This is a genomic window from Corynebacterium antarcticum (genome assembly GCF_016595285.2).
Classification (GTDB): domain Bacteria; phylum Actinomycetota; class Actinomycetes; order Mycobacteriales; family Mycobacteriaceae; genus Corynebacterium; species Corynebacterium antarcticum.
Genome location: NZ_JAENIP020000001.1, coordinates 900190 through 920701 on the forward strand (window position 1 = coordinate 900190; position 20512 = coordinate 920701).

At 68.9% G+C, this 20512-nt stretch carries 14 protein-coding genes, 1 tRNA gene and 1 pseudogene; 5 read left to right on the forward strand and 11 right to left on the reverse strand.

Annotated elements, in window-relative coordinates; translation table 11 throughout:
- Positions 1-26 precede the first annotated feature (26 nt).
- The 3 genes from JIM95_RS03895 to JIM95_RS03905 form a co-directional block, all read right to left on the reverse strand.
- Positions 27-9152: a type I polyketide synthase gene (locus tag JIM95_RS03895; RefSeq protein ID WP_248702938.1), complete on the reverse strand. Its 9126-nt coding sequence runs from the start codon at positions 9150-9152 to the stop codon at positions 27-29.
- 222 nt (positions 9153-9374) lie between these two features.
- Positions 9375-9665, reverse strand: a complete 291-nt coding sequence (locus JIM95_RS03900) for a hypothetical protein (protein ID WP_200255753.1) — start codon at positions 9663-9665, stop codon at positions 9375-9377.
- 71 nt (positions 9666-9736) lie between these two features.
- Positions 9737-9821: transfer RNA gene (locus tag JIM95_RS03905), tRNA-Leu, on the reverse strand.
- A 124-nt stretch (positions 9822-9945) separates the two neighbouring features.
- Between JIM95_RS03905 and JIM95_RS03910 the strand changes: the two genes are divergently transcribed.
- Both JIM95_RS03910 and JIM95_RS03915 read left to right on the forward strand, forming a co-directional pair.
- Positions 9946-10335 carry a hypothetical protein gene (locus tag JIM95_RS03910; RefSeq protein WP_200255811.1) on the forward strand — a complete coding sequence of 130 codons (390 nt, stop codon included), beginning with the start codon at positions 9946-9948 and terminating at the stop codon, positions 10333-10335.
- A 14-nt stretch (positions 10336-10349) separates the two neighbouring features.
- Positions 10350-10709 carry a DUF3817 domain-containing protein gene (locus JIM95_RS03915; protein WP_200255754.1) on the forward strand — a complete coding sequence of 120 codons (360 nt, stop codon included), beginning with the start codon at positions 10350-10352 and terminating at the stop codon, positions 10707-10709.
- A 125-nt stretch (positions 10710-10834) separates the two neighbouring features.
- Here JIM95_RS03915 and JIM95_RS03920 read toward each other — a convergent pair.
- A pseudogene (locus tag JIM95_RS03920) lies at positions 10835-11470 on the reverse strand (non-canonical purine NTP pyrophosphatase); the annotation flags it as partial.
- A gap of 6 nt (positions 11471-11476) precedes the next feature.
- Positions 11477-12220: a ribonuclease PH gene (gene rph / locus JIM95_RS03925; protein WP_200255756.1), complete on the reverse strand. Its 744-nt coding sequence runs from the start codon at positions 12218-12220 to the stop codon at positions 11477-11479.
- 352 nt (positions 12221-12572) lie between these two features.
- On the opposite strand from rph, the gene JIM95_RS03930 reads away from it, so the two are divergent.
- Both JIM95_RS03930 and JIM95_RS03935 read left to right on the forward strand, forming a co-directional pair.
- Positions 12573-13622, forward strand: coding sequence for a zinc-dependent alcohol dehydrogenase family protein (locus tag JIM95_RS03930; protein WP_200255757.1), 1050 nt, complete (start codon positions 12573-12575; stop codon positions 13620-13622).
- Positions 13623-13998: 376 nt separating this feature from the next.
- Entirely contained in the window at positions 13999-14433 is a 435-nt protein-coding gene (locus JIM95_RS03935) for a hypothetical protein (protein WP_200255758.1), read from the forward strand.
- Between the two features lie 165 nt (positions 14434-14598).
- Here the strand turns inward: JIM95_RS03935 and JIM95_RS03940 are convergent, their stop codons facing one another.
- The 6 genes from JIM95_RS03940 to clpS form a co-directional block, all read right to left on the reverse strand.
- On the reverse strand, positions 14599-15366 hold the full coding sequence (locus JIM95_RS03940) for an MBL fold metallo-hydrolase (RefSeq protein ID WP_200255759.1): 768 nt from the start codon (positions 15364-15366) through the stop codon (positions 14599-14601).
- Positions 15367-15439: 73 nt separating this feature from the next.
- Complete coding sequence (gene murI, locus JIM95_RS03945) at positions 15440-16288, reverse strand: glutamate racemase (protein ID WP_248114133.1); 849 nt, start codon at positions 16286-16288, stop codon at positions 15440-15442.
- A 130-nt stretch (positions 16289-16418) separates the two neighbouring features.
- Complete coding sequence (locus JIM95_RS03950; RefSeq protein WP_200255761.1) at positions 16419-17348, reverse strand: serine hydrolase; 930 nt, start codon at positions 17346-17348, stop codon at positions 16419-16421.
- Complete coding sequence (locus JIM95_RS03955) at positions 17345-18040, reverse strand: rhomboid family intramembrane serine protease (RefSeq protein WP_200255764.1); 696 nt, start codon at positions 18038-18040, stop codon at positions 17345-17347. Before JIM95_RS03955 ends, JIM95_RS03950 begins: the two co-directional genes overlap by 4 nt.
- A 53-nt stretch (positions 18041-18093) precedes the next feature.
- A complete protein-coding gene (locus JIM95_RS03960) occupies positions 18094-18633 on the reverse strand; it encodes a DUF2017 domain-containing protein (protein WP_200255766.1) in 540 nt (179 codons plus the stop codon).
- A gap of 19 nt (positions 18634-18652) precedes the next feature.
- A complete protein-coding gene (gene clpS, locus JIM95_RS03965; protein ID WP_198737788.1) occupies positions 18653-18946 on the reverse strand; it encodes an ATP-dependent Clp protease adapter ClpS in 294 nt (97 codons plus the stop codon).
- 134 nt (positions 18947-19080) lie between these two features.
- Here clpS and JIM95_RS03970 point away from each other — a divergent pair, with 134 nt between their 5' ends.
- Entirely contained in the window at positions 19081-20403 is a 1323-nt protein-coding gene (locus tag JIM95_RS03970) for a nicotinate phosphoribosyltransferase (protein WP_410170736.1), read from the forward strand.
- Positions 20404-20512: the final 109 nt, after the last annotated feature.

Genomic DNA, 20512 nt, shown 5'->3' on the forward strand with positions numbered 1-20512 from the left:
GTCGGTCGGTCAGCGGTACGGCGGGACTAGATCTCTCCGCCGGTACGCAGGACGCCGCCGATGAGTCGGGCGTCGTCGTCCAGCAGGATGCTCGCCTCGCGTTCCTTGGCCGCTGCCCCGGTGGCGCCGAGGTTGCGGTCGGTGGGCCTGGTGAACAGGGCCGGTCCGCCGTAGATGCCGCGGAGGATCCGGCGCAGGCCGGCGTCCTCGCGGGCGGTCGACCGCGCGGTCCAGGAGGCGACGGCGTCGTCACCGCGTGCGTTGCGGAGCGCCTCGACGAAGGCACCCGGGTGCACGATGGCGACCAGCGCGGAGACGTGGCCGAACCCGAGGGACGTGACCAGTCCGGCCTTCGGCGGGCGGGCGGCCAGGTTCAGCGGACGGCGAAGCCACACGAGGTGGTTGTGCTTCGCCAGGACCGGGTCGACGCAGTCGAGCGCCCGGTTCGCGGGGAGGATACCGCTGCGCAGCACCTGGGTGAGGCCGATCATCTGGAAGGCCGCGGCACCGCCCTTGGCGTGGCCGGTGAGCGACTTCTGGGAGATGACGTAGAGCGGGTTGCCGTCCGCGCGTCCGATGGACGCGGCGATCCGCTCATGCAGGTCGGACTCGTTCGGGTCGTTCGCGGTGGTGGAGGTGTCGTGCTTGGACACCACGGCGATCTCGTCGGCGGTCACACCCACCGATGCCAGTGCCCTGGTCAGCCGCGAGTTCACCCCGCCGCGGGCCGCGGACAGGGCACCGAGACCCGGTGCCGGGATCGAGGTGTGCGCGCCGTCGGCGAAGGACTCGGCGAAGGCGATCACACCGTGCACCGGGAGGCCGAGGTCGGCGGCGACACTCGCGCGGGCGAGCAGCAGCGTTCCGCCGCCCGCGGAGGAGACGAAGCCGCCCCGGCGCCGGTCGTTGGCGCGGGAGAAGTACTTCTCCTCGATGCCCTTGCCCGCCATCTCCGCGGAGTCGGCGGTGGCCGCCATGTCACCGAAGCCGGTGATGCCCTCGATGGAGAGATCGTCGAAGCCGCCGGCGACAACGACGTCGGCCTTGCCGAGCTTGATCTTGTCCACGCCCTCCTCAACGGAGACCGCCGCGGTGGCGCAGGCTGCGACGGGGTGGATCATCTGACCGTAGCCGCCGACGTAGCTCTGCATGACGTGCGCGGCGATGACGTTGGGCAGCGCCTCCTGGAGGATGTCGTTGGCGCGCGGCTCGGCGAGCATGCGGTCGATGTAGAGCGAGCGCATGGACTCGACGCCACCCATGCCGGTGCCCTGGGTGGAGGACACCCGGGCGGGGTGCACGGCGCGCATGAGCTCAGCCGGGCTGAACCCGGAGGACAGGAACGCGTCCACGGTGCAGACGATGTTCCAGAGCGCGACGCGGTCGAGGTTGTCGGCCATGTCGGCGGGGATGCCCCACACGGTCGGGTCGAAGCCCTCGGGGATCTGGCCGCCGACGAAGCGGGACATGGCCATGCGGCGCGGGACGCGGACCGCGGACCCGGCGTGGCGGGTGACGTTCCACTCGCCGGTCTCCTCGTCGAACCAGGCGCTGGTGTTGTCCGGTTCGGAGTCGACGAAGGTGCGGGCGGCCTCGGCGTCGGGGACGCTGAAGGTCATGTCCTGGTCGAGGTAGACGGTGGTCAGTTCCGGCGCGAGGTTGTCCACCATGCCGAAGTCGTCGTGGTAGCGGCGCACTCCGACGCGTGCGAGCACCTCGTCGTGGAAGCGGTCGTGGATGTCGGCTTCCTCGACCTCGTTGCCCTCTGCGTCGTACCAGCCGGGGGTCGGGTCGGACTCCCAGGTGATCAGGCCCATGGACCAGGCGAGTTCGATGACGCCGGCGGCGGTGAGGTCACCGGTGACCTCGGCGTCGAAGCGGGTGCGCGCGGAGCCGTAGGGACCGAGCTCGCCGGTGCCGACGATGACGACCATGTCGTCGAGGTCGGCGGTGACCTGTCCCGAGAAGTCCGGGGCCGTCTGCCGCACGCGGCGGTACGGGGTGGGCAGCGCGGCCAGTTCCCGCTTCGTGTCGTCGCGGTCCTGTTCGGCTTCGGCCGCGGCGGCGTCCCGGGCGGCGTTGCGTCCGAGTTCGGCGAGATCCAGATCGGCCTCGCCGAGTCCGCCGGTGAGGTCCACGGTGACGGGAGCCTCGGCGGCGGTGGAGCGGACCTCGGGGGCGATCTGGGTGAGCAGCTCGGCAGCGATCTCCTCTGTGGAGTAGGTGCGCACGCCGGCGGCCTCGACGGCCTCGACGAGGGGGTCGTTGCCGCCCATGAGTCCGGTGCCCCGGACCCAGCCGATCAGGGCGTGGACGAGTGAGGTGCGGTCGCCCCACACGGGTTCGGCGTTCCAGCGGGTGACCAGGGCGTCGAGTGCGGCCTTGGCCTCGCCGTAGGCGCCGTCGCCGCCGAAGCGGCCCCGGTTCGGCGAGCCGGGCAGGACGACGTGCATGCGGCGGCCGACGCGGACGTCGGTGCCGATGGCGGACAGCCCGGAGATGAGCCGCTCGACGGACCAGAGCAGCAGGCGCATCTCGTTCTCGGCGCGCGGGCCGGCGTCGTCGAGGCTGCCCATGACGCGTGGTGCGGCGAACGGGAACAGCAGCGTCGGGACGAGCGCCTTCTTGGTGACCTTCTTCTCGCCGTTGACGGTGGCGGTCTGCTCGGAGCCGATCCAGTCGATGACGGACTCGAGGTCGGCGTACGAGGTGAGGTTCGCGGGCGCGATCCACAGTGCGGCACCGCCGCGGGCGTTGTCGCGGTAGAGGCCCTTGTAGAACTCGAGGCGGTCGTGGTTGAGCGAGGAGGTGGTGGCGACGACGGTCGCACCACCGGCCAGGAGCTCGGCGACGATCGCGGCGGCGATGGAATTCGGCGATCCACCGGTGACCACGGCGACATCGTCGGCGTAGGCGCCGGGCGTGGTGTCGCGTGCCTGCTCCGCGAGGCGGCGCAGCGTGGCGGCGGTCGTCTCGTCGGCTTTGCCTGCGAGGTGGGTGGCGAGGTCGGCTACAGCCGAACCCGTGCCGGTGACGTCGAGGTCCTCGCCGTCGATCTCCCCCGCGGCGACGCGGATGACGTCCTCGCGGGCGGTCGCCCACCGGTCGTCGATGAGCACGGTGCGCTCGGCCTCGAAGGTCTCCGAGACCAGGCGCGGCCAGTCGGAGCCCAGTTCCTTGCTGACGAGCTCGAAGAAGCTCTGGTCGGCCTCGGCATCGGAGAGACCGGCGGTGCGCGGGGTGTGGTTGAGGCCCAGCTGGGTGAGAATCGTCCGCGCAGTCGCGGCGAGGACGCCGGCCTTGCCGGTGACCTGTTCCGCGAACTCGCCGAGTGCGGCGGAATCGACGACCCCGCCGCCGGCGCCACCGGCGGACGGCAGTCCGACGGAGACACCATGGTCGGAGGCGACCTGCTGGACGGCGGCGTCGATGAGCGCGTCGAGCTCACCGGTGTTGGACGGCGCGGCGGGGCTCAGGGTGGCGAGGTCGCCGCCCCGCAGGGAGGCTCCCTCGCGGGAGCCGGCGACCACGGCCGCGGTGACATGGTCGGCCCAGCCCTGGCCGAGCTGCCAGGTTCCGGTGACGCGCTCGCTGATGTAGCCGGGGCGCTTGCCGGTGGGGCCGGTGATGCGGCGCAGGGCGTCGGCGATCGCATCGGAGAGCACCGGGCCGAAGGCGGTGTAGCCCTTCGCCATGCGGGAGACGGTGTTCTTCAGGTCGGCGATCTCCGCGTCGGCGGCGCCGTCGATGGCGCCGAGCCCGAACTCGACGCCGAGGTCCAGCAGGAGCTGGTTGCGGCGGGAGGACACACCGTCGACGAGGGTCTCGATGGAGTCGGTGACACCCATCTGCTCCGGGCGGACCTTCGTCCACAGGGCGATGAGCAGCGCGGTGGCGTCAGCCGGTCCGAAGGCGATGTCCTCCGGGCGGGGCCCGCCGGCCGGCGCGGCCGGGGCGGCCTGCTCGACCGGTGCGGCTGCTGCCGCTGATTCCGCGGGGGCCGCGCCCTCGGCGGCCGGGGTCCCGGCGTCGGTGTTCTCCTCCTCGGCGGCCGTCTCGTGGACGATCTCGTCGGTGGCGAACACGACGCTGCGGTCGCGCTCGATGTTGAGGACCTCGATGTCGCAGTGGGCGTACTGCGGGAGGCGCAGTGACTGGCCCATCATGTTCGCGATCGTCGGGGCGGAGCCCACGCCGACCTCGACGAAGCGCTCCACGCCGAGTCCACCGTGGTCGGTGTCGCGCAGGACGAGGTCCTGCGTCTCGATCCAGCGGACCGGGGAAGCGAACTGCCAGGCGAGCAGCTCGACGAGGATGGTGCGGGCGAGCTTCTGCTCGTTCGCGGCGGCCGCGTCGAAGTCCTCGAGGATCCCGGTGAGCAGCGGCGAGTCGACGACCTCGGTCATGGACTCGACGAAGTCACGGGTGAGCTCGAACGGGCGGGCGACGAGGTTCGGGATGTAGCGCCCGACGAGAACGTCCAGGTCCAGTTCCTGCGGCAGCAGGGAGTTGAGGTGGTCACGGAAATCGTCCACGCCGTCACGCAGGACCGAGGAGTGGAAGGGCACGTCGATGCCGGGGATGAGGATGAACGCACGCTGACCCGGCGCGGCCTTCTCGGCGGCGGCACCGAGGGCCTTGAGGCCGGTGACGGTGCCGGCGACGGCGTACTGCAGGCCGGCGAGGTTGTAGTTGACGATCTCGAGGAACTCGCCGGACTCCTCGGCGATGCGGGCGACGAACTCGCCGACGTTGTCGGCGGTGAGCCCCATCTTGTTCGGGCGCAGTGCGGCCAGCGCATAGTTGGAGTTGCCGTTCTCGTCGCGTTCGACGAGGCGGTGCATGGTCAGGCCACGGCGGTAGACGATCTCGACGACGGATTCCAGGGTGAGCGCCCGGGCGTAGGCGGCGAGGGCGTTGTACTCGCCGACGGAATGGCCGGCGAAGTAGGCGCGTTGGTTCAGGGCGCCGGCCTCGCGCATCTCGGCGACCTGGGCCACGCCGAGGGTCGCCATGGCGACCTGGGTGAACTGGGTGAGGAACAGGACGCCGTCCGGGTGGTGGAAGCGCTCGCCGTTGACGACGACCTCGGTCGGGTTGTTGCGCACGATCTCAAGGACGGAGAAGCCCAGCTTGCCGCGGGTGTGCGCGTCGGCACGGTCCCAGACCTCCTTCGCCGCGGCGGAGGAGAGGTAGGCGTCCATGCCCATGCCCGGGGACTGGATGCCCTGGCCGGGGAAGGCGTAGAAAGTCCTGGGCGCGGCCATGACGGCGGTGGCCACCAGCACGGGGTTGCCGCCGACGGTGGCGGTGACGCTGCGGACCTCACCGCAGCCTGGACGGTTGTCGATGCCGGTGCGTTCGACGGTGAACTCGATCGTGGAGCCGGGCAGGACCGGGGCGAGCATCGTGGCGGTGTACTCGACGACGCGGCCAGGCGCGGTGGTGGTGCTGTCGTCGGAGTACCCGGAGGCGGCGATGAGTTCGCCGATGGCGGAGGTCCACATGCCGTGGACGATGACGCCCGGCAGGCCGGCGAGTCCGGCCGCGGTCGGCGAGACGTGGATCGGGTTGCGGTCGCCGGAGACCACGGCGAAGGGCCGGAGGTCCTTCGGGGCGGTGACGGTGGCTATGGAGCGGAAGGAGCGCGGGCTGTCGATGACGCTCGGCAGGACCGAGGTGTTGGTGTTCGCGGTGGCCCGGCCGTTGCGGCCGCGGATGGCGAAACGCTCGGACAGGGTGCCCAGGGGTTCGCCGTCGGCGATGATCTTCGCGCGGACGACGACGACGCGTCCGATGTCGGTGTCGGTGACCTCGTCGGCGGTGGCGGTCACGTCGAGCTGCACGGGCCTGTCGGCCGTGGGGACGGGCAGCTCGCGGTCGAGCTTGAGGTGGTGCTCGAGGTGGACCAGGGAGAGCATGCCCTCGACGACGGACGCGGAGTCGGTGCCGGGGATGACGGCGGAGTTCACGGCTGCGAACACGGCGGGCCAGGCGCGGCCGACGAGGACGTCGGGGGCGGTGCCTGCCGGGGAGAGGGTTGAGGGCAGGTAGCCGGTGGTCACTCCCTGGTAGTCGGCCGTGTGGCCGAGGTCCAGGGTGGTGGACCAGCGAGCGGTGTGTCCGTCGAGTTCGGCGAGGGTGCCGCCGGCGGCGACGCGGGTGAGCTCACCCATCGCCTCCTCGGCGTCGGCCTGGGTGACCTGCGGGACGGAGCCGGGGACGGCGTCGGCGGGCAGGGTGAAGCGGATGGTGAGATCCGTGGTGGTGCCGGCCGCGGTGGAGCCGGCGAGCGGTACCGTGAGCACCGCGTGGGTGTCGTCCTGCTCGACGAGGGTCGATCCGGTCGCGGAATGGGTCGCGGAGCGGCCGTCGGCGGCGGTCTCCCAGGCGTCCGGTGCGCCGAGGCGGTCGATGAGGGAGGCGGTGTGGCGTCCGGCCCAGTAGGTGCCCGGCGCGGCGAGCACCCGCGGGACGGGGGCGGTGTCGACGGTGGCGGGTGCCTCGGTGGAGGTTTCCCCGACGCGCTCGATGGTTGCGGCGTTGAAGCGGGCGAGCAGATCGGCGACGGGCTCGTTCATCCGGGTGATGCCGGCGACGGCGGCCGGCCCGGGGATGATGCACACCTGGTCGGCGTCGTAGCGCTCGTCGTGGGCCTGCCACAGGGAGTCGGAGCGCCACCAGCGGCGGACATTCTCATCGATGACGGGCACGAAGTTGACGGGCTTGCCCGGGGTGCGACACAGCCCGAGGAACCAGGCGACGTCCGCCGGGTGCAGCAGTTCGGACTCGACCTGCGGGTAGGTCTCGATGAGCTTCTCGACCGTGGTGCGCGGCGCGTCGGCCTCGGTCAGGGTGACGGCCGGGGTGAAGGTGCCGTGGTCCGTGTCGGTGAGGCGGGCCTCGGTGCGGGCGACCATCTCCTCGAAGCGGGTGAACCAGGTGATGTCGGTCCACTCCCCCTTGTGGGGCCCGGAGAGCTCCAGGTAGCGCTGCAGCCACGTGCGGTAGGTCATGTCGGTGAGGTCACCGAAGTAGGGCTTGCAGGTGCGGCCGATGGCGGCGATGATCTCGTCGCGGCGGGCGGCGACGGCGTCGGCGTCACCGGCAACCTCGTCGAGGAGCCGACCGGCCTTCGCCGCGGAGTTGTCGATCTCGTGGATGTCCGCGCCGAGCTGGCTGCGGCCGGAGGCCATGCCACCGGCGGCGTGGCCGGCGCCGACCCAGCCGTCGATGCCCGTGGTGTCGACGAGCAGCTGCTTGACGGCCTCGGAGGTCTTCGCTTCCTTCGTCGCCATCGCCGCGGTACCGACGAGGATGCCGTCGACGGGCATGGCGGGCAGGCCGTGGGCACACGCCCACTCACCGGTGATGTAGTCGGTGGCCCGCTCCGGGGTGCCGATGCCGCCGCCGACGCAGAGCACGACGTTGGAGTGCGCGCGGATGTCGCCGTACGTGGCGATCAGCAGATCATCGAGGTCTTCCCAGGAGTGGTGCCCGCCGGCCTTGCCGCCCTCAACCTGGATGATGACGGGGATCTCGGGGACGTCCGCCGCGACGTCGAGGCACTTACGGATGTGCTTGACGGCGCCGGGCTTGAAGCAGACCCACGGGATGTTGGCCTCGCGGAGCTCGTGGATGAGTTCCACGGCCTCATCGTGGTCAGGCATACCGGCGGTGACGACGACCCCGTTGATCGGGGCGCCGTTGGCGCGGGCGCGCTGCACGAGGCGCTTGCCGCCGATCTGCATCTTCCACAGGTACGGGTCGAGGAACATGGAGTTGAACTGGGCGTTCACGCCCGGCTCCAGGAGGTCGGTGAGCTTCGCGATGTTCGATTCGAGGATCGCGGGGGTGACCTGTCCACCACCGGCCATCTCCGCCCAGTTGCCGGCGTTCGCAGCGGCGGCGACGATCTCGGGGTCGACGGTGGTGGGGGTCATGCCGGCGAGCAGCATCGGCGAATAGCCGGTGAGCTCGGTGAACCGGGTGACGAGGATGTCGTTGCCGTCGGCGTCGCGGGCGACGCGCGGGGCGAACCTGCTGAAGTCGGCCGGGGGTTCCATCGGCAGGCCCGGATCGAAGAGCCTGGTCTGGCCGGCCTCGTCATGCACCGCGAGGACGCCGACGCCGCGGCCGGTGACGATCTTCCGGGTGAGGGGTGCGACGCCGCCGTCGGGGCCGATCTCGAAGATCCAGGAGGCTCCCGCATCGGCCGCGCCGGTGACCTCGGCGACCCAGTCGACCGGGTTGACCATCACGTCGGCGGCGACGGCGCGGGCGAGATCCGTGTCGATGCCACAGGCACCGGCCCATTCGACGACCTGCTCCACGCCCGGGTTGAAGGCGGGATGGTGGAAACCGGTCTGCACCTTCAGCGGCGTGAAGGCGGGGGCGAACGGCTTGCCGCCGCGCTCCTTGTTCTCGATCGCCTTCGCGTCGCGCGCGGCGAACTTCTGCAGCAGTTCCTTCACCGCGGTCAGGTCCGCGGGCCGGCCGACGACCACGAAGGCGTCGATCCCGTTGCGCAGACCGATGACGGGGCGGACCCGCTCATCGACGTCGCCGCAGGTCGCGGCGATGGCCTTGGTCAGCTGCTCCCGGGTGATCCCCTGGATCAGGAGCATCGGGTAATTCTCGCCCTGCTGGATGAGCCCGGTCATCCGGCCGGTGCGGGTCATGGCCGCGCCGATGAGCTCCGCGACGGCGACGAGTTCCGCGGCCCGGGAGACGTCCTTCATCAGGTGCACACCGAGCACCCCCTGGGAGTGGCCGATGACCGCCGTGGCTAGTTCGATGTCCAGTCCCTGGGATTCCAGGGAGTCGAGGACCGCGAGCTGCGCGGTGAAGACACCCGGGACGCTGACCGCGGCCTGCGTGGTGTCGAAGGTCGGTTCCCCGTCGGTGTCCGCCCATGCGACGGGATCGAAGCCGTGCGGGCGGGTGCCGACGAGAGCGTCGGAGACCGGCGCGAGGAGCTTGCCGGCCTGTTCCACGATGCCGGAGACGTTGGAACCTGCACCCGTGGCGAGGGAATCGCGCAGCGTGCGCAACCAGTCGAAACCCTGACCGGAGAAACTCAGTGCGTAACTCTGCTCCCCGAGGTTGTCTATGAGTCGGTCGTTGCCGAAGGTGTGCTGGTGCTCAGTCACGTGGAAACTCTCCTGTTTGCATGGATGTGGGCGGCCCGGGAGCCGCTAGTTTTGCCCAGGCAAATGTGCCACAGAATCATGAGGAAAGCGTCATCTTTTGTGAGCGTGTCCGTGCTTCACCCTCGCGGAAAGCGGGCGACGCCGATAAAAAACGTAGTTGAGCGGGAAAAACTGTTTCGCCCCGGGAACTGGATTGACCACCCCCGCAAAGGGGTGATTACCTCAGCCCGTCCGCACCGACCCCGACGTACCACTTCCCTCATCCAGGATCCGGGCCACGACATCCCGCGCTTCGTCGACCCCGCGGGGCGCCTGTCCTCGGAGAGGATCGGTGCAGTCATCGCCGAGAACCCGGGCGGACCCCAGGACCGTCCCCGGGACGGGCAGGAACGATCCCGCGCACCCCTCCCCCACGGACGATTCCCCTCCCGGGTTCCGGTCCTCCTCGAACTCGACACCGATCAGCGTGCCGGTCTCCGCCAACCAGGCGTCGTAACTGCGGGAGATGCTCATGCCCCCCCAGTATCCGTGCACCTCCGTGAAAGGGAAAACCCCTCCGGGCGACAATGCACGGAGGGGTGGGGTGGTGCGCCCGGGGAGACTTGAACTCCCACGTCATAAGACACTGGAACCTAAATCCAGCGCGTCTGCCAATTCCGCCACGGGCGCGGGTGCCCACTGAGGGCACGCTGCGCGTCATCCTACAATCACCGGCCCAAGGCTTCCGAATCAGGTTCCCTCCGGGTGGCTGACGGCGTACCCCGGTGGGGTATCGTCGACAGGTGTGAACGACATGGACAAGCCCGGGAAACAGACACGCCCCCGCGTGCACTTCTTCCGGCTCCTGCTCCTCGCCGTCGCGGTTCTGACCACCCTGTTTCTGGCCTGGTGGCAGTGGACCCGGTTCCAGTCCGGATCGGGTTCCTTCCAGAACCTCGGGTACGCCCTGCAGTGGCCCGCCTTCGGAGCCTTCTTCATCTACGCCTACTGGAAGATCGGCGAGTATGAACGGGAGGTCCGGGAGACCGGCCAGGCTCCCGGCGAGCGGGAGAAGGCCGAGCGTGAGGCCCGCGGGGAGATGACGGAGATCGACGAGGACTTCCTCCCGCCCCGGCCGTCAATCGACATCGAGACGTTCAACGCCCTCAACACGCCCCGTCGCCGGAGCGACAAAACCGAGTGAAAGAGGTTCATTCCGTGACTGCCCCCTCCACAGACACCACCCGCCCGAACGGCCGCCGGGACCGGATCCGGACAGCCCTCCGGATCTTCGTCGTCGCCGCCTGGGTGACCGGTATCTGGCTGCTGATCCTCACCGGCCGAATGATCCTCGACTACATCTTCCACGTCGAGATGCCCAGCTGGGCCAACCTCATCGGCCAGCTGCACGGACTGTTCTACATGTGCTACCTCATGGCGACGATGAACCTCGGCATCAAGGCCCGGTGGGAGCCGGTGCGCTGGCTGACCACCGCGCTGGCCGGCACGATCCCCTTCATGTCCTTCTGGATCGAGCACAAACGCCGCCGCGAGGTCACGACGGCGTTCGATCTCTGATTCCCCTAGCTGTCGCGGGATTCCTCCGCGGCATCCTCTTCCACTGACTCATCCTCCGCCTCATCGCCGGTGTCCACCGCGATGAGGCGTCCTTCATCGGTACCCACGGCGGTCCCCTCGAGCTCCGAACGCCGGGCGAGCTCAGCGAGCGCCGGCACCAGCGCGGCGAGTGCCTTGCCGCGGTGTGACAGAGCATCCTTCTCCTCCGGCGACAGCTCGGCCGAGGACCGGGGCCGCTCGTCGGTGTCGCCCACGCGCTCGTCCTCCTCCGCGGGGATGAACAGCGGATCGTAGCCGAAGCCGTTCTCCCCGACCGGGGTGCGGACGAGCCGCCCGGACCAGGTGCCCTTCTCCACCCACTCCTCCCCGTCCGGGGTGACCAGGGCGCAGACCGAGACGAACGCGGCCTTCCGGCGCTTCAGCGGGACATCGGCCATCTGCGCCAGAAGCAGTTCGTTGTTGGCCTCGTCGTCGCCGTGCCTGCCGCACCACCTCGCGGAGAGCACGCCGGGCATTCCACCGAGCTCCTCGACGGTGAGACCGGAGTCATCGGCCAGGGTGGTGATCCCGGTGGCCGCCACACCGGCCCGCGCCTTGATCAGCGCGTTGTCGGCGAAGGTCCGCCCGTCCTCGACGGGCTCCGGGTATCCGAGCAGATCCTCCGACGAGAGCAGTTCGACGCCCTCGATGCCGGCGGCGTCGAGCACCCGGCGGAGTTCCTTCAGTTTCTTGGGGTTGTGCGATGCCACATGGAGAAGCACCGGCGCTCAGCCCTTCAGGGGTGACTCGAGGGCGGCCTTCTGGGCGGCGATGAGCTGTCGACAGCCGATCTCCGCGGAATCCAGCATCGCGTTCAGCTGGTCCCGGGAGAAGGTGCCCGCCTCGCCGGTGCCCTGGACCTCGACGAAGTTGCCTGATTCGGTCATGACGACGTTCAGGTCGACCTCGGCTCGGGAGTCCTCCTCGTAGGGCAGGTCGAGACAGACACGGCCGTCGATGATGCCGACCGAGACCGCGGCGACCGGGGGAAGCAGCGGATCCCCGGTCAGGACACCCCGCTCGCGCAGCGCGGCGACGGCGTCCGCCAGTGCAACGTAGGCGCCGGTGATGGCGGCGGTCCGGGTACCGCCGTCGGCCTGGAGGACGTCACAGTCGAGGGCGATGGTGTTCTCGCCGAGCTGGGAGAGATCGATGGCGGCGCGCAGTGAGCGCCCGACCAGCCGGGAGATCTCGTGGGTCCGGCCCTTCACCTTTCCGCGCATGGATTCCCGGGGCATGCGGTCGTGTGTGGCGGCGGGGAGCATCGAGTACTCGGCGGTCAACCAGCCTTCACCGGAACCGACCTTGAAGCGCGGGATCCGCTCCTCGACCGACGCCGTGCACATGACCCGGGTGTTGCCGAATTCGACCAGGACGCTTCCGGCCGGGTTGGTGGTGAAGCCTCTGGTGATGGAAACCGGCCGCATCTCGTCGAGTGAGCGTCCGTCTGCGCGAGTGAAGGAAGAAGTCATGCCCGTCAGGATACCCGGCACGGTACCTCCGCCCCGGGGTCCCACCCTCGCCGACGTTGTCCGACAGGTCCCGGCCGCCGGAGCGGCCGCCACCCGACTCCGGAATGTCGGGGAGCGTGCTCTGTGGCGGCCTCCACGATCGGCCCGTCCGGTCCCCGCGGTGACGGCATCACCGGACGATGACCACCGGACCCCACCCACCCCCTGTCCGGAAAAATCCCTCCGAACAGGCCGTTGAAATCGGTATCGAAACATACCCCTGTTGCAGGGTGGAGAAATGACATACCGTCGGTAAATAGGTTAACCAAAGCACTTTCTTAGTGAACCCCAATCTCAACAAGGAGGCTCCCTCATGAAGGCACTCGTCTACCACGGCCCCGGCCAGAAATCCTGGGAGGAGGTACCGGATCCGGCCATCCAGGACCCCACCGACGTCATCTGCAGAATCGACGCCAACACCATCTGCGGCACCGATCTCCACATCCTGAAGGGCGATGTCCCCGCGGTGACCGACGGCCGGGTCCTCGGCCACGAGGCCGTCGGCACCATCACTGAGGTCGGCGACGCGGTCACGGAGTTCAAGGTCGGTGACCGGGTCATCATCCCCGCCATCACCTCCTGCGGAAAATGCAGCTTCTGCAAGGTCGGGAACTACTCGCACTGCCAGACCGTCGGCGGAATCGGCTGGATCCTCGGACACCTCATCGACGGAACCCAGGCAGAGTACTGCCGGGTACCCTTCGCAGAGACATCCCTCTACGCCGTCCCTGACGGGCTGAGCGATGAGGACGTCCTGTTCCTCACCGACGCCCTTCCCACCGGATTCGAGATCGGCATCCTGAACGGCCGCACGAAACCGGGCGACACCGTCGCAGTGGTCGGTGCAGGGCCGGTCGGACTGTCCGCCGTCATGACCGCGGGGCTCGCAGGCGCCGGACGGGTCATCACCGTCGACATGGACGAGAACCGGATGGACACCGCGATCGAGTTCGGCGCCACCCACAAGGTCAACGCCGGCGATCCCGACGCGGTCGAGAAGATCAGGGCACTGTCGAGCGACGGCCTCGGGGTCGATGTCGCGGTCGAGGCCGTCGGCATTCCACAGACCTTCAGGACCTGCCTGGATATCGTCCGTCCGCACGGTAGCGTCGCCAACGTCGGCGTCCACGGCAGGTCCGTCGATCTACCCCTGCAGGACCTGTGGATCTCCAGCATCAACATCTCCATGGGCCTCATCGACGGCTACTCCATCGACAAACTGATGCGCATGGTCGAATCCGGCAAGTTGCCAGCCAGGAAGATGGCCACGCACCACTACACGATGGACAGGTTCATCGAGGCCTACGATCTGTTCGCCAACGCTGCGGAGAACAAGGTGGTGAAACTGGTGATCACGCCGTAGTTCCCTCGCGTACCGCATTGCGGCCCTGGACACAGGTGACGCCCCGGGAGATCGGGAACGAACTGCCCCGATCAAACACCCTGGGGCGTCACCCATTCACCGGGACTCTGACCGGACGATGTCAGCCCCTTCTCCGCCGGATCACCCCGACCCCAGCGGTGAGAATCAACGCACCGATGATGGGAGACGCCGCCCACACGACACCCGACCCCGTACCTTTCTGCTCGGACGATGCCTGTCGAATATCGGGTGCAGCCTGGGCGGAGTCCTGGGGCGGCTGCGCGCCGGCCGCCAGAGTCGAGCCGTCCCGCGATTCAGCACTGTCACGCCCGTTCCATTGGCGTTCTGCGTGGGAGTGCGCCGAAGTCCACTGGTCATGAACGTGATCATGCCCGTCATAGCCGTGGTCATGATGATCGTGCCCGTGATCATGGTCACGCCCGCCGTGGTCATGATCGTCTCCGTGATCGTGATCGTCGTCATCTCCGCCGTGGTCGTGGTCATGCCTGCCATGGTCATGCCTGCCATGGTCATGATCGTGCCCGTGGTCATGCCCGCCGTGGTCGTGATTCCCGTGGTCATGATCATGTCCCGATGCGGGGGAAGTATCCGTCTCCGCAGGCTTTTCCGTTGGTTCAGCGGTTTCAACCGCTTCGGTTTCCGTGTTCACGGGATTCTCCACCACACTCTCCCGGGGGAGCTCCTCAGCACTCACGAGTGCGGGGGACATCAGGGCAAGCGGCAGCGCGGACGCAAAGGCGATCGCCAGTGTCCGGTTTCTCAGGTGCATGACCAACTCCAGGACTTATAGACAATGATTACCGATAAAGTAGCCTGTTCCACAGCTATTGGAAAACTTTTTCATCAGTGTCCATGGCCACATCCTCCGCCCACACAAAAGAAACCCCGCACAGCGGGGTTTCTTCAGGATCTCGGTCCAGTCGGATCAGGAGGCGGTGAGGCACTCCGGTCGGGGCTAGATGTCCAGTTCCATCCCGGCACGTCCCAGAATGATCTCGCCGTCGAACTCGGACCGGGCAGCTTCGACGGTGGCCTCGTCGTCGACCCACGGGGGGATGTGGACGAGAACGAGCCGGCGCACGCCCGCGAGCCGCGCCGCCCGTCCCGCCTCCTGTCCGGAGATGTGCATGGCCTCCGGCTTTCCGGCGGATTCGTCACCCCAGGTCGCCTCACACAGGAACACGTCAGCACCGCGCGCCAGCTCAACGAGGTTGTCGCACCACCCGGTGTCCCCGGAGTACGCGAGGACACGACCGGTCGCGGGTTCCTCGACACGCAGCCCGTAGGCCTCGATGGGGTGCACCACGGAGAACGGGGTCACGGTGAAGTCGGCGACGGTCTCCGGCTCACCGTCCCGCCACGGCACGAAAGCGAAGGAATCGGACATGTCGTCCACCTCGCCCTCGATGTCGGCGGAGAGCCGCCCCATCCGGGCCGGGAGGTCGACGGGACCGCAGCACAGGTTACGTGCGGGGGCGGCGGATGCGGGGTGGTAGCGACGCCACACCATGAGGGAGGGAAAGTCCATGCAGTGGTCCGCGTGCAGGTGCGAGAACATCACGTGGGCGTCCGCCGGATCCTGCACCCGCTGCAGTGCCGCGAGGGTGCCCGGGCCGAAGTCCATGATCACCGCTGGTCCGCGGGCCCCACGCAGGAGGTACCCGGAAGCGGGCCCTTTTGGTGCTCCCAGACTTCCGGTGCACCCGAGGATGGTCAACTTCATAGGAATCACTGTGCCATGACTCGGGGCCACATGGGTATCTCTCAACCTGAAACCGTGTCGTGTCCGGCGCGGATTACAGTCCGTCGAGGTGACTCACCTGTGTCACATCAGGCCCCAGGAAACGGCCCGCCAGCTGCGTGAACAGGCGCGGATCGCCGGTGGATTCGAAGGTGCGGGACGGCGTTCCGGGCTCCGCGAGCAGATTCATCTGGCTCAGGGTCCGCAACACGTCCTTGGCGGTTTCCTCGGCGGATGACACCAAGGTCACGTGCTCCCCCATGGCCAACTGTATGACGCCACTCAGTAGGGGATAGTGCGTGCATCCCAGGACGAGGGTGTCGACGCCCGCCGCCTGCAGGGGTTCGACGTAAGCCTGAGCGACGCCGAGGATCTGCCGCCCGGATGTGATGCCGCGCTCCACGAAGTCGACGAAGCTCGGGCAGGCGGTGGCGAAGCACTCGACGGACGGGGAGGCGGCGAACAGTTCCTGGTAGGCGCCGGAACTGATCGTCCCGACGGTACCGATGACACCGATGCGGCCGTTGCGGGTCGTCGAGACCGCGCGCCGCACCGCGGGCAGGATCACACCGATGACCGGGATCTCGTAGCGCTCCCGGGCGTCGCGGAGGAAGGCGGAGGTGGCGGTGTTGCAGGCGATGACGATCATCTTGCACCCGCGGCGGACCAGTTCGTCCGCGACGGCCATGGAGTGTTCCCGGACCCGGCGGATGGGCAGTGGACCGTAGGGGCCGTTGCCCGTGTCCCCGATGTAGATCATCGATTCGCTCGGGAGCTGATCGACGATGGTCCGGGCGACCGTCAGCCCGCCGACACCGGAGTCGAAGATGCCGATCGGTGAATCCGCCGTCGGGGGGATCTCGGCACGGACCTTCTCGTCTGCTGGGGGTTCCGGAGTACTCACGTCCCCGATCCTATCCGGCACACCCCGCGCGGGAACCGGGCCGCTCTCCACCGCGGTGGGCACGGGGCGCCGTGTCCGGGTTCCACCGGGTCAGCGCGAAGTCCACCGTCCCCACCGTCGGGCGGAACCGTCAGCGCGGTTCCGCGTCGTCGGGTACCGGCGCCGCTTCGGGGTAGGGCTCGGGTACACACGCGGCGGCACCGGTGAAGCCGCCGTCGTCGATCGCCGTCTGCAGCGTGCCTGCCATCCGGTCGAGCATCGCCCGCCCGGTGTCGTAGGTGCCGTCTCCGGGTCGCACCGCCAGCGCGACGCCGACCTCCCCGTCCGGGGTCTGCAGGACACCGAACTGCCGGACCAGGTAGTCGCCGGAGTCGTCCGGCCCCCACCCGCCCTTGAACGGGAGGCCCGGAATCCGTCCGAGTCCGTAGGACTGCGCTTCGGTGATCTGATTCATCGCGGTCAGTACAGCGCCGGCCCCCGGGATGCAGGTCATCTGGTGGGCGAACCGTGCCTGGTCGGCGAGGGCCCAGGCGGTCTGACCCGCGGCGGAGAACCCGGGCCTGGTGATCTCCGGAGGGACCGTGGTTTCATCACCGGCCTTCCGGAGGATCTCTTCGGTGGCCGCCGCAGCGTCGGCCCCACCGCCGAGGGAGTACCACAGTGTGTCCAGGGCGGCGTTGTCGCTCACCGTGATCGCCCGGTCGACGGTCTCCACGGTCCCGGTGCCGCGGTACAGGACCGCCATGGACACCGGCACCTTCACGGTGGACCAGGCCGGGCCGACGGTGACCGATCCCGACTCCGCGACGGCGTGCCCGTCGGCGAGCGCGACGCCCACAGGGCCGTCCGCGACCGCGGCGGCGGCGATCTCGTCCGCCACGCGCTGCAGTTCCCGGGCCCCGGGCACGAGCTGTGACGTGGTGCCGGTGACCCACGGCGAGGCCCCCGTCGACACCGGGGGACGCTGGTCGTCGTCCCCGTCCCTGCTCCCGCCGTCCGTGGGGATCGTGCAGGCGGACAGCACCGACGCGCACACGAGCAGCCCCGTCAGTCTCCTCATGACAGCCCGCTCCCCGCGCGCGGTGGGCGCCGGACCGGATCGTCGGATCTGATGGTCGCACCGGCGACCACCCCACCGACCGCGCCGAAGAGGTGCCCCTGCCAGGACAGTCCCGCCTGCGGCAGGAAACCGTAGATCATGCCGGAGAAGGAGAACACGAGAATGACGCCGACGAGGATCTGCCCGAGGGAGCGGTTGTAGAAGCCGCGGACCATGAGGTAGCTCATCCAGCCGTACACCAGCCCCGAGGCGCCGATGTGGTTCGTCCCGACTCCCCCGAGAAGCCAGGTGCCCAAGCCGCCGATGATCATGCAGATCGCCGTGACCTCGAAGAAGGTTCTCCTCCCGGAGAGCCCGATGAGGAACGCGGCGACGACCCCGATGGTCGTGTTTCCCGTGATGTGGCCGAACCCGGCGTGCAGGAACGGGGAGCTGAGGATCGCGGGCAGGAACGCGGGGTCCAGCGGATGGATCCCGAAGGAGTTGAGGTGGTCCCCGCTGAGGATGTTGAGCAGGAACACGACCCAGATCGCGATCACCCAGCCGAGGGTGAGACGCACCGACGTGCGGAGCCGCGCCCGCCCCGCAGCCACCGGGGACGGGGCGGACGGCACCGACGCGGGGAGACCGGAGGGGAACGGCGCCCCCGGGTCGGGGATGTGGAAGGCGGAACGGTCGGGGTACCTGGGCACGTCATTTCCTCATCATTCGTGAGTCACGTCGGATTCTCCCGCCTGCGGCGGGGTCACCCCATCAGGGCGGCGAGCAGGGAATCCTGGTTGAACGCCAGCCATTCGACGAGCGCGGCGCGCTCCTCCTCCGCGGCCTCCCCGTTGACGTCCCCGGAGGCGACGTAGAGGCGGATGTCGTTCAGCCCGGTGATCCAGGCGTCGACCTCGGATTCGGGCACGACGACCGCGACATTGCCGTCCGGTCCGAGTGCTTCACTGATCACCTGGAGGTTCTCGAGCTTGCCCCGGCAGATGTCGTTCTCGTGGAGGCTCCGGAGCAGGGAGTTGTCCCCCTCGTACTCCTCGTCACCGGCGCGTTCGAAATCGGGGAGGAGCCGGCGCAGCGCCGGATCCTCGGGGGCTTCCCTGTGCCCGCTGGGCATTCCGGTGAGCTCCGCGAGTTCGTCCTTCGGGGCGGACTGCGCCCGGCGGATCAGTGCCTCCGCCACGGTGGCGGCGAGGTCACCGAGGACCTCCCGCTCCATGGGGTCGAACGTGGCGGTGAATCTGGCCCGACCGCGGATCAGGCCCTTCCTGCGTTTCCAGGGTTCCATGTCGTTCAGTCTCCCCCTCTCAGCCGGCCTGCTGCATCGTCGCCCAGAGACCGGCGGTGTGCAGCTTCTTCACGTCCGCCTCCACCTTGTCCTTCTCCCCCGAGGAGACGACGGCCTTGCCCTCGGTGTGGACCTGCATCATCAGCTCCGTCGCGCGTTTGCGGTCGTAGCCGAGCACCGTCTCGAACACGTAGGTGACGTAGCTCATGAGATTGACCGGGTCGTCCCAGACGATGCACATCCAGGGCAGGTTCTCACTCGTGAGGACGTCGACGTTCTCCGTCTCTACTGGTACCGGTGTGGGCGAACTCATGTCCACAAGACTATCCGTTTCCGTTCGGACATGCGGGACCACCCCGGTCGCGGCGGCGCACCGGTGTTCCCCCGGAAAGTACCGGTGCTGTCGGTGCCCGAAACTATGGGACTACAGTGGAGCGCGTGAATCACATCACCCCGGAATCAAGAGACAACCACCGCTCCAGCGCCCTGCTGACGGACATGTACGAGCTGACGATGCTGCAGGCGTCGCTGCGTGACGGAACCGCCGACCGCGAGTGCGCCTTCGAGGTCTTCGCCCGCCGGCTGCCCAACGAGCGCCGCTACGGTGTCGTCGCCGGAACCGAACGCGTCCTCCGCGCGGTGCAGGACTTCGTCTTCACCGACGAGCAGCTGGCGTCACTCGACTTCCTCGACGAACGCACCCTGGAGTACCTGAGGAACTACCGTTTCTCGGGCCGGATCGACGGCTACCGGGAGGGCGAGCTCTACTTCCCGCACTCCCCGATCCTCACCGTCCGCGGCACCTTCGCCGAGTGCGTCCTCCTGGAGACGGTCGTCCTCTCCATCATGAACGCGGACTCCGCCGTCGCGTCCGCCGCGGCCCGCATGGTCACCGCCGCCAACGGCCGGAAGATCATCGAGATGGGTTCCCGCCGGACCCACGAGTACGCCGCCGTCGCCTCCTCGCGCGCCGCGTATCTGGCCGGCTTCCACTCGACCTCCAACCTCGAGGCGGCGTTCCGCTACGGGATCCCGGCCGGCGGCACCGCCGCCCACTCCTGGACGCTCCTGCACGTCAACGAGGACGGGAGCGCGAACGAGGAGGCCGCGTTCCGGGCCCAGATAGATTCCCTCGGTGTGGGCACCACCCTCCTGGTGGACACCTACGACATCACCAACGGCGTCGAGACCGCGGTGCGGGTCGGCGGCCCCAAGCTCGGCGCGGTCCGGATCGACTCGGGCGATCTGGGCATGCTGACCAGGCAGGTCCGGCGCCAGCTCGACGCCCTCGGAAACCACAACACCAAGATCGTCGTCTCCTCCGACCTGGATGAATTCGCGATCGCCGGCCTGTCCGGCGACCCGGTGGACATCTACGGCGTGGGCACCTCGGTGGTCACAGGTTCGGGTGCCCCGACTGCGGGCATGGTGTACAAGCTGGTCGAGGTCGACGGCAAGCCCGTCGCCAAGCGTTCCCGCAACAAGGCCAGCCGTGGCGGCGCGAAGCGCGCGCTGCGCACGCACCGCGACACCGGGACCGCCGTCGAGGAGATCGTGCTGCCGATCGACGCGGAGACTCCGGACACCGGTACGCTGACCGCCCGCGAGCTGACCATCCCGATGATCCGGGACGGCAGGCCGGTGGACGGCCTCCCGACGCTGAACGAGGCCCGCGAGCACCTGGCCGCCCAGCTGGTCACCCTCCCGTGGGAGGGCCTCGCCCTGTCCCGGGACGAGCCCGCCCTCAGCGCCCGCTTCGTCGGATTCTGATTCCCGCCCCAGCCTCACGGCCCCGGACCGCGCCAGCGTTCCGGGGCTTTCCTCTCGCCCGACCGTCGTACGGCCCCCGGTCCCCGGTCCACTCCTCCCGCACGGGTCC

What these genes read in the sequence shown, in the direction of transcription:
- JIM95_RS03900 (WP_200255753.1), bottom strand. Translation starts at nt 9,665, where the DNA reads ATGAGCATCTCCCGCAGTTACGACGCCTGGTTGGCGGAGACCGGCACG.
- JIM95_RS03940 (WP_200255759.1), bottom strand. Translation starts at nt 15,366, where the DNA reads ATGAAGTTGACCATCCTCGGGTGCACCGGAAGTCTGGGAGCACCAAAA.
- JIM95_RS03960 (WP_200255766.1), bottom strand. Translation starts at nt 18,633, where the DNA reads ATGGAACCCTGGAAACGCAGGAAGGGCCTGATCCGCGGTCGGGCCAGA.
- JIM95_RS03935 (WP_200255758.1), top strand. Translation starts at nt 13,999, where the DNA reads ATGAACGTGATCATGCCCGTCATAGCCGTGGTCATGATGATCGTGCCC.
- rph (WP_200255756.1), bottom strand. Translation starts at nt 12,220, where the DNA reads ATGACTTCTTCCTTCACTCGCGCAGACGGACGCTCACTCGACGAGATG.
- JIM95_RS03930 (WP_200255757.1), top strand. Translation starts at nt 12,573, where the DNA reads ATGAAGGCACTCGTCTACCACGGCCCCGGCCAGAAATCCTGGGAGGAG.
- JIM95_RS03910 (WP_200255811.1), top strand. Translation starts at nt 9,946, where the DNA reads ATGGACAAGCCCGGGAAACAGACACGCCCCCGCGTGCACTTCTTCCGG.
- clpS (WP_198737788.1), bottom strand. Translation starts at nt 18,946, where the DNA reads ATGAGTTCGCCCACACCGGTACCAGTAGAGACGGAGAACGTCGACGTC.
- JIM95_RS03950 (WP_200255761.1), bottom strand. Translation starts at nt 17,348, where the DNA reads ATGAGGAGACTGACGGGGCTGCTCGTGTGCGCGTCGGTGCTGTCCGCC.